Origin of the sequence: Vulcanococcus sp., from assembly GCF_044369115.1 — a bacterium.
Classification (GTDB): domain Bacteria; phylum Cyanobacteriota; class Cyanobacteriia; order PCC-6307; family Cyanobiaceae; genus Vulcanococcus.
Window position 1 is genome coordinate 1 of the sequence record NZ_JBIPMN010000110.1, and the last position, 8,822, is coordinate 8,822.

At 63.6% G+C, this 8,822-nt stretch carries 8 protein-coding genes and 1 pseudogene; 6 read left to right on the plus strand and 3 right to left on the minus strand.

Annotated features, from left to right (window positions below):
* The coding region (locus ACIQ2E_RS09470; RefSeq protein ID WP_398329438.1) for an AarF/UbiB family protein at window positions 1-809 on the plus strand (809 nt) is incomplete at its 5' end.
* Here the strand turns inward: ACIQ2E_RS09470 and ACIQ2E_RS09475 are convergent.
* The 3 genes from ACIQ2E_RS09475 to eno all read right to left on the minus strand — a co-directional run bounded on the left by ACIQ2E_RS09475 (window position 810) and on the right by eno (window position 4,213).
* Window positions 810-2,159 (minus strand): hypothetical protein, encoded by a 1,350-nt coding sequence (locus tag ACIQ2E_RS09475; RefSeq protein ID WP_398329441.1) that lies wholly within the window; start codon window positions 2,157-2,159, stop codon window positions 810-812.
* A gap of 123 nt (window positions 2,160-2,282) precedes the next feature.
* Complete coding sequence (locus ACIQ2E_RS09480; RefSeq protein WP_398329444.1) at window positions 2,283-2,783, minus strand: hypothetical protein; 501 nt, start codon at window positions 2,781-2,783, stop codon at window positions 2,283-2,285.
* A 134-nt stretch (window positions 2,784-2,917) separates the two neighbouring features.
* A complete protein-coding gene (gene eno / locus ACIQ2E_RS09485; RefSeq protein WP_398329447.1) occupies window positions 2,918-4,213 on the minus strand; it encodes a phosphopyruvate hydratase in 1,296 nt (431 codons plus the stop codon).
* Window positions 4,214-4,339: 126 nt separating this feature from the next.
* Between eno and gloA the strand changes: the two genes are divergently transcribed.
* From gloA to ACIQ2E_RS09510, 5 genes and pseudogenes are all read left to right on the plus strand, one after another.
* Complete coding sequence (gene gloA, locus ACIQ2E_RS09490; protein ID WP_398329450.1) at window positions 4,340-4,741, plus strand: lactoylglutathione lyase; 402 nt, start codon at window positions 4,340-4,342, stop codon at window positions 4,739-4,741.
* Complete coding sequence (locus ACIQ2E_RS09495; protein ID WP_398329453.1) at window positions 4,731-7,502, plus strand: ATP-dependent Clp protease ATP-binding subunit; 2,772 nt, start codon at window positions 4,731-4,733, stop codon at window positions 7,500-7,502. The genes gloA and ACIQ2E_RS09495 overlap by 11 nt, the downstream gene beginning before the upstream one ends.
* A 69-nt stretch (window positions 7,503-7,571) precedes the next feature.
* Window positions 7,572-7,799 carry a preprotein translocase subunit SecE gene (gene secE / locus ACIQ2E_RS09500; protein WP_296446877.1) on the plus strand — a complete coding sequence of 76 codons (228 nt, stop codon included), beginning with the start codon at window positions 7,572-7,574 and terminating at the stop codon, window positions 7,797-7,799.
* Between the two features lie 27 nt (window positions 7,800-7,826).
* On the plus strand, window positions 7,827-8,501 hold the full coding sequence (gene nusG / locus ACIQ2E_RS09505; RefSeq protein ID WP_398329457.1) for a transcription termination/antitermination protein NusG: 675 nt from the start codon (window positions 7,827-7,829) through the stop codon (window positions 8,499-8,501).
* A gap of 117 nt (window positions 8,502-8,618) precedes the next feature.
* Window positions 8,619-8,822, plus strand: a pseudogene (locus tag ACIQ2E_RS09510) (50S ribosomal protein L11); the annotation flags it as partial.

The window sequence follows — 8,822 nt, forward strand, 5'->3', positions numbered from 1 at the left end:
CCCATCCCGGCAATCTCGCCGTGGCCCGCGATGGGGCTCTGATCTATTACGACTTCGGCATGGTGGGAAGCCTGTCGCAGCGTTTGCGCAGTCGCCTGGGCCGGATGGTGACGGCCGCCGCCGCCCGCGATGCGGCCGGCCTGGTGAATGAGCTTCAGGCCGCTGGGGTGATTGCGCCTGATATCGATCCAGGCCCCGTGCGCCGTTTGGTGCGGGTGATGCTCACCGAGGCCCTCACGCCTCCCTTTTCACCCAATGTGATCGACAAGCTCTCAGGGGATCTTTACGAGCTGGTGTACGGCCAGCCGTTCCGCCTGCCTCCGGAGCTGATCTTTGTGATGCGTGCCCTCTCCACCTTTGAGGGGGTTGGCCGCAGCCTTGATCCCAGCTTTAGCCTCGTGGCGATTGCCCGCCCCTACCTGCTGCCCCTGATGAGCGCCTCCGGCAACGGCCCCAACGATTTGTTCAATCAGCTGGGTCGCCAGGCGGTGGAGGTGGGCAGCCGTGCCCTTGGCTTGCCTCAGCGCCTGGAAGACAGCCTCTCGCGCATTGAGCAGGGAGATCTGCAGGTGCAGATCCGCGCCGGAGAGACCGACCGCCTGCTGCGGCGTCTCGCCCTCAGTCAGCAGAGTGTTGGTCAGTCGGTCCTGCTGGGTGCCCTCACCGTGGCGGCCGCCATGTTGGCGGCCAGTGCCCGGCCTGCTCTGACCGCCATCCCGATTGTGTTGTGCCTGCCGGTGGGGCTGAGCTGGGTGAAGTTGCAGGCGCGGCTCAAGCGCGACGCCCGCGTCGACAAGCTGGCCTCCTGATTACCGCGCAGGAACGCCGGTCCAGGCACCGTTCCAGGTGCGGTCATGTCTGTATAGCGTGAAGGTTGGTGATTCGATGGCAAGGGCATCGATATCGATGTACCAGGGACCTAGTCCATAACCCGCCGCGCTGCCTTTCAGGGCAACACCAGGAGTGATCGAGAAATCGAAGTCGTATTCATTGTTGACTCCTGTCGCGATGGGATTTGATCTGTTGCTAGCACGATTGAAGTCAAAGTTCAGCCTGCTCGTCCGGGAACTGATTGGGTTTTCTCTGCCGTTCTCAATTCTCCAAGTTTGTCGATAGCTCTTTCCATCGGTGTTCAGGGCGACGTAGGGATTGGCTTCGACGCTGGCGACTCCGTAATCCAACTGATTCCCAAACAGATCGACGGGGGCGACCCAGCGAGCCAGATTGACGCGACTGCCAACATTTGGCCATGTGTACTCTCCGTTGCGTAAGTTATCCAATGCAGAGCATTGGAGGCCCGTTCCGTAGCGCTGTTGAACCTGGGCACAAGTTGGAAGCTTCTTGAGGAAATCAACTTCAGGCAGGGTCCAGCGCGTAAATCTTGTTGACAGTGGGTCTGGACCCGGGAGGTCTCCTAGGAGTGCTACAAAGCAGCTGTTTTGTTGGCACAGCCTCGCCAGGACTTCCTTGCCGTCGAAGATGTCTTGGTTGCGCAGTCCGCTGCCACGAAACACCTCGGCATTTTTGTTGCCAGTATCCATGGCGATTGACATGGAGCCTGAGCGTGTATTCGGATTGTTCAATGTTGCGGTTGTATTGGCGTTGAAGCCCGCACGTATGCCGTACAAATAGCCATATCCCAGCTCAAAGCCAAACCAGTATTGGGTGCATCCGGGCCACCATGAGCTGTAATCGATGCAGACAATATTCCAGCGTTCGCCAACGGTGGCGCGATGGTTGTTGGTGAAGCCATTCAGCAGCTCATAGCTTGTATTCCTGCCTTGATTGCTGGTCGCCCAGGCCAGCTCCTCGTTTGAGGCGAGTAGTCCAGTGGTGTCTCCCTGATTGGCTAGTAGGGCAGGTTTTGTTGATCCCAGCTTGCTTGTCTCAAATGCTTGAAAGTTTGTTCCTGGATTCGGGATGGCCGATCGCACATTGCCCCTTCCGGGCGATACATTTCCGGGAGTTGTGGTTCCAGGTGTGGGCACTCCTCCTGGCGACGGGTTGTTGATGGTCGGGCCTTCGCTGCCACTGGTTGTTCCTCCGCCATCGCTGGTTTTGGCGTAAGCAAAGACGGCCGCAGGTAGGAACTTGGATCCTCGTTCTCGTGCTTGAGGCATCGCCGCAAGTCCCGCATAGGCTGCCTCTAGGGTCCCCATGCTCTGGATGTCCCAGCCGGTCAGTCTTTCTGCTAAGGAGGCATTATTTTTATAGGTTGACTTGAAAGTTTTGATGCTCTTTTCGAGTGCTGGATCTGGACTCTTTTGGTATTCGCTATTGAGTTAGGCGAATTGTTTTTTGCCTTGGATGCAGAGCAGGTTGCCAGATCGTGTTTGGTCGTCGCAACTGAGAACTCGTCGCGGCGTGAATTCGACTTGCTGATAGAGAAGGACCTCTCCGCTCGGGAGGGTTCCAACTCGCGCGACCGCACTCGTTAATTTGGCCTGATTTGAAAAGCGTTGATCTTGCTCGACGCGGCGAATGAGCAGATTGTTGTAGACAGGCTTGAGCACGGCATCAATGAAGCCGCTGTCTGTGGTTCTGACGCGTGCTTTGTGGGTCTCAATGATTAGAGGAGATAGCGCTGCTTTGAAGCTGGAGTAGTTGCGCAGTTGGGCAGTGGTCAGGCCTATCGCCTTTGGATTCGCGGCCAGTGCTCGCTTGATCGTCGAGGCGGATGATTGATCGTTCCTCCGTTGCTCTGCTGAAGCTGCAGGGCTAATCAGGAGGACTGTCAGCGCAATTGCGCCCGCGCCTCCCAAAGACTGCATTGGCTTGATCATCTGCCTGTGGAGGACATGATCTAGGAGTACTGGCTCAAGGCAGCAAGAAAGCCTCCCTTAAGGAAGGCTTAGCTTTATCTTTCTTTTCTGTGGCCTTTCGGCTGCGCCTCGGATGTCAGTGGGGATCGACAGGGTCAGGAGGCCTTGCCGCGGGGGCCGCGATCTTCAGCTCCGGCATACACGGCTTGGCTGCCCAGTTCGTCTTCGATGCGCAGCAGCTGGTTGTACTTGGCCACGCGCTCGCTGCGGCTGAGCGAACCGGTCTTGATCTGGCCGGCGCGGGTGGCTACGGCCAGATCGGCGATGGTGGTGTCTTCGGTTTCGCCGGAGCGGTGTGAGATCACGCTGGTGTAGCCGGCACGGCCCGCCAGATCGATCGCCTGCAGGGTTTCGGTGAGGCAACCGATCTGATTCACCTTGATCAGGATCGAGTTGGCTACGCCCAGATCGATGCCGCGTTGCAGGCGGGCGCTGTTGGTCACGAACAGGTCGTCGCCCACCAGCTGCACGGTCTTGCCCAGCTTTTCGGTGAGTAGGCCCCAGCCGTCCCAGTCGTCCTCCGCCACACCGTCTTCGATCGAGGTGATCGGGAAGCGGTTCACCAGCTGCGCCAGCTGATCCACCATCTCGGCGCTGGTGTAGCTGCCACCGTCGAAGGCGTAGCGACCGTCTTTGAAGAATTCGGTGCTGGCCACATCCAGGGCCAGGGAGATCTGATCGCCGGGGCGGTAGCCGGCCTTCTCGATGGCCTGCACCAGCAGGTCGCCGGCTTCGATGTTGCCGAGATCCGGGGCGAAGCCGCCTTCATCACCCACAGCGGTACTTAGGCCCTTGTCCTTGAGCAGGCCCTTGAGAGTGTGAAACACCTCAGTGCCCATCCGCAGTGCCTCGCGGAAGCTGGGCGCGCCATGGGGCACGAGCATGAACTCCTGGAAATCCAGGCTGTTGGCCGCGTGGGCACCGCCGTTGATCACATTCATCAGCGGCACCGGCAGCAGGTTGGCCATTGGGCCACCCAGATAGCGGTAGAGCGGTAAGCCCACACCGTTGGCGGCAGCGCGGGCGGTGGCCAGGCTCACGGCAAGGATCGCGTTGGCGCCCAGGGCGCTTTTGTTATCGCTCCCGTCGAGCTCGATCATCGCGGCATCCACGGTGCCCTGATCGAGGGCACTCAGGCCGCAGAGGGCCGGGGCGATCTTCTCTTCGATGTTGCTCACCGCTTGCAGCACACCCTTGCCGCAGTAGCGGCTGCCGCCATCGCGCAGCTCACAGGCTTCGTGGGCGCCGGTGCTGGCGCCGCTGGGAACGATGGCGCGGCCGCTGGCGCCGCCCTCAAGCATCACCTCGGCTTCCACCGTGGGCGTGCCGCGGGAATCGAGCACCTCCCGGGCCACGATGGTGTCAATCACGAGGTCGAGGGTGTCGATCACAGCGGCCTAGGTGTGTCTCAGTGGTCCTTGGAGGGGATCCTATGGGTCGCCCCTGCCGCTGCTCTTGTGCCCGTTGGCACCGAACCGTGAGCTCTGGTCAGAATGCGCCTGGCTGATGCGGCTTCCATGCGCTTGCTCCACACGATGTTGCGGGTCGGCGACCTGGAGCGTTCGATCACCTTCTATACAGAGGTGCTCGGCATGCGTCTGCTGCGCCGCAAGGACTATCCCGGCGGCCGTTTCACCCTCGCCTTTGTGGGCTACGGCGAGGAGAGCGACACCACCGTGCTCGAGCTCACCCACAACTGGGACACCGAGAGCTACGAGATCGGCAGCGGCTACGGCCACATCGCCATCGGTGTGGACGACATCGTGGGGGTGTGCGATCAGATCCGCGCCAAGGGCGGCCGCGTGGTGCGCGAGCCGGGCCCGATGAAGAACGGCAGCACGGTGATTGCGTTTGTGGAAGATCCCGATGGCTACAAGGTGGAACTGATCGAGCTGAGCTCCCGCGCCCATGCGGCCTGATTTCGCCAACCCCGCCGCCGGCGCCAGCCTCACCACGGAGCCGGATCGCTTCAGCGATGCGGCCTGGGATCTGCTGCTGGCCAGCCAGGAGCAGGCTCGCCGCTGGCGCCACAGCGACATGGATGTGGAGCACCTGCTTCAGGTGCTGTTCAGCGATCCGCGCTACGCCAGCTGGATCGATCCGCTGCCCCTCGAGCCAGAGGCGTTGCTCGATCAGCTCGACGACGTCTGCGCTGATCAGCCCACCAGTTCCAGCCGTGAGCTTTACATCGGGGAGGCCTTTGAAGAGCTATTGGATGCGGCGGAGCGCTGCCGCCAGGCGGCGGGCGCTCGCCTGATCGATATCCCCCAGATCCTGCTGGCCCTGCTGGATGAACCCCGCTTGGGGCGGCGCCTGTTGGCGGATCAGGGCCTCAGCGAAGACCTGTTGCGCCGCCAGCAACGCTCCGAACGGCCGTCGCCCCCAGCGCCCGAGCCGGTGCGTCGCGAACCGGAGCCCAGGGCGGCCCAGCAGCCCAGCGACAGCTGGATCGATCGGGGTGCTCCAGCCGTCTCGGCCCCGCCCGCTCCTGCAGCGCCCCGTCCGCCTGCGGCAGATGTCGCCGATTCGGAACTCCGCCTCGAGCAGGAACCCAGCGCCCTCGATCAGTTCGGCCGCGATCTCACCGCTGCGGCGCGTGCCGGTGAGCTGGATCCGGTGATCGGGCGCGACACGGAGATCCGCCGCTTGATGCAGGTGCTCTCGCGCCGGGGCAAGAACAATCCGGTGTTGATTGGCGAGCCAGGCGTGGGTAAAACCGCCATCGCCGAGCTCTTGGCCCAGCGGATCGTGGCTGGGGAGGTGCCCGATGCGCTGAAGGGGCAGCGGTTGATCAATCTGGATCTCGGCGCCCTGATCGCCGGCGCCAAATTCCGCGGGCAGTTTGAGGAGCGCCTGCGCAGCGTGCTCAAGGAGGTGCGCGAGGCCGAGGGCGAAGGTGCCGGCGTGATTCTGTTCATTGATGAACTGCACACGGTGGTGGGGCCCGAGCGCTCCAGCAGCGATGCGGGCAGCATCCTCAAACCGGCCCTGGCCCGGGGGGATCTGCGCTGTATCGGTGCCACCACGCCCGAGGAGTTCAGCCGCACGGTGCAGAAAGACCCCGCCCTCAACCGCCGCTTCCAGCAGGTGCTGATCAAGGAGCCGGGGCTCGAGGAGAGCACCCTGATCCTGCGGGGGCTCAAGGAGCGCTACGAGCTGCACCACGGCGTGGCGATCACCGATGGTGCGGTGGTGGCCGCGGCACGGCTGGCGGATCGCTATATCGCCGATCGCTGCTTGCCGGATTCGGCCATCGATCTGATCGATGAGGCCGCGGCCCAGTTGCGCATGGAGGTGACCTCCAAACCGCGCCTCGTGGAAGAGGCGGAAAGCGAGCTGCGGCGTGTGGAGCTGGCGCTGCTCTCGGCGGAAAGCGCGCCTGAACCGGAACGTGTGGCCCTCCAGGAGCAACGCCGTCAGGCCAGCAGTGCTTTGCAGGAATTGCAGCAGCGTTGGCAGGGCGAGCGCGAGGAGCTGGCTGAGCTGCGGCAGTTGCTCGCCGACGACGAGAGCTTGCGGCTGCAGATTGCTGAAGCCGAGCGCGACGGCGATCTGGAGGAAGCTGCCCGCCTGCAGTACGACCAGTTGCATGGCGTGCAACAGCGCCGCACCGAGCTGGAGGCGCAATTGCAGGAGCAGCAACGAGCCGGGCAGTCGCTGCTGCGCGAGCAGGTGGAAGAGGGCGACATCGCCGATGTGGTGGCGCGCTGGACCGGGATTCCGGTGCAACGGCTCATGGCGGGTGAACGCCAGAAGCTGCTGGAGCTGGAGCAGCGGCTGGGGGAGCGGGTGATCGGCCAGCGAGAGCCGGTGGTGGCGGTGGCCGCGGCGATCCGCCGCGCCCGGGCCGGCATGAAGGATCCGCGCCGGCCTGTGGGTTCGTTCCTGTTCCTGGGCCCCACCGGTGTGGGCAAAACCGAGCTGGCCAAGGCCCTGGCGGCGGCCCTGTTCGATGAGGAGGAGGCGCTGGTGCGGCTCGATATGAGCGAATTCATGGAGCGCAACGCCGTGGCGCGTCTGCTGGGGGCTCCCCCTGGCTATGTGGGCTATGAGGAGGGCGGCCAGCTCACCGAGGCGGTGCGGCGCCGGCCCTATGCGGTGCTGCTGCTCGATGAGGTGGAGAAAGCCCACCCCGATGTGTTCAACGTGCTGCTGCAGGTGCTCGACGACGGGCGCCTCACCGATTCCCAGGGCCGCACCGTGGATTTCCGCCACACCGTGGTGGTGATGACCAGCAACCTGGCCAGCCGCGCCATCCTCGACAACGCTCGCAGCGGCGCTGATCCGGCCCAGCTCGAGCAGCAGGTGGAGCAGGCCCTGGCCAGCCAGTTCCGGCCGGAGTTCCTCAACCGCATCGATGAGGTGATCCGCTTCCAGCCCCTCGGCCCTGAGCAGCTGCAGCGCATCGTGCACTTGCAGCTGGCGGAGTTGGCCGCTCTGCTGCGGGAGCAGGGGCTGGAGCTGCAGGTGGATGCAGCGGTGGTGCCCTGGCTCGCCCAAGAGGGCTACGAACCGGAATACGGGGCGCGGCCGCTGCGCCGGCTGTTGCGGCGCCGCATCGAAAATCCCCTGGCCACCGAGCTGCTCGAGGAGCGTTTCCTTGGGGCGTCCGCTGTGCAGGTGAGCCTGCTGGAGGCGGAAGGGGTGCTGCGCTTCACTCCGATCGGCGGGGCGGTTTGATCACGTCCGGTAGGGTGGCTGTTTGCGCAACTGCGCGCGCCCTCGCTCCGCGAACACCTTCTGGACCCTGTGGTGGAAACCCCGACTGAGCCACAACCCGATCAGCCAGCCACTCCCCCGGCCTCCGAGGGCTTCGTGGGCAGCACCGTGGCCGAGCTGCGCAAGGTGGTGTGGCCCAGCCGCCAGCAGCTGTTTGCTGAATCGGTGGCCGTGATCTTGATGGTGACCCTCTCGGCCTTTGCCATCGCCGCCATCGACCGCTTCTACAGCTGGGTGAACGCCCAGGTGTTCCGCTGATTTCTCCTTCCCCCTTTGCCGTTGCCCGTGTCCGACGTTGATCTGAGCCCTGAAGAGCTGGGCGCTGAAGGCCTGGCTGGTGCCGAAGCGGCTGAAGGTCTGGAAATCCTCAGCGTGCCCGCGGCCGAAGGCCGTGCGCCGATCGCCCGCTGGTACGCCGTGCAGGTGGCCTCCAGCTGCGAGAAGAAGGTGAAAGCCACGCTCGAGCAGCGCGCGGTGACCCTGGGCGTGGACAACCGCATCCTTGAGATCGAGATCCCCCAGACCCCGGCGGTGAAGCTCAAGAAAGACGGCAGCCGCACCAGCACCGAAGAGAAGGTGTTCCCCGGCTATGTGCTCGTGCGCATGGTGCTCGATGAAGACACGATGATGGCGGTGCGCAGCACCCCGAACGTGATCAATTTCGTGGGCGCTGAGGATCGTCGCGCCACCGGTAAGGCCCGCGGCCACATCAAACCCCGCCCTCTCAGCCGCTCGGAGGTGGACCGCATCTTCAAGCGCGCCGCCGAGAAGAAGCCTGTGGTGAAGGTCGACCTCACCGAGGGCGATCAGATTCTGGTCACGGCTGGTCCGTTCAAGGACTTCCAGGGCGAGGTGATCGAGGTGTCGGGCGAGCGCAACAAGCTCAAGGCCCTGCTCTCGATCTTCGGCCGGGAAACCCCGGTGGAACTCGAGTTCTCCCAGATCAGCAAACAGAGCTGATCCGCTGCGGCCGTCTCCCTGCGGAGGGCGGCCTCAGGCTGGGTTCCGGTTCCCGGAGCCTGCCGCAGTCGCTGCCTTAGGGTCGCGGATCCGCAGATTGCTCAAGCCGCCAGGACGATGGCAAAAAAAGTTGTAGCTGTGATCAAGCTGGCCCTCCAGGCCGGCAAAGCCAACCCCGCGCCGCCGGTGGGCCCTGCCCTCGGTCAGCACGGCGTCAACATCATGGCGTTCTGCAAGGAGTACAACGCTCGGACGCAGGACAAGGCCGGCTATGTGATCCCGGTTGAAATCTCGGTTTTCGAAGACCGCAGTTTCACCTTC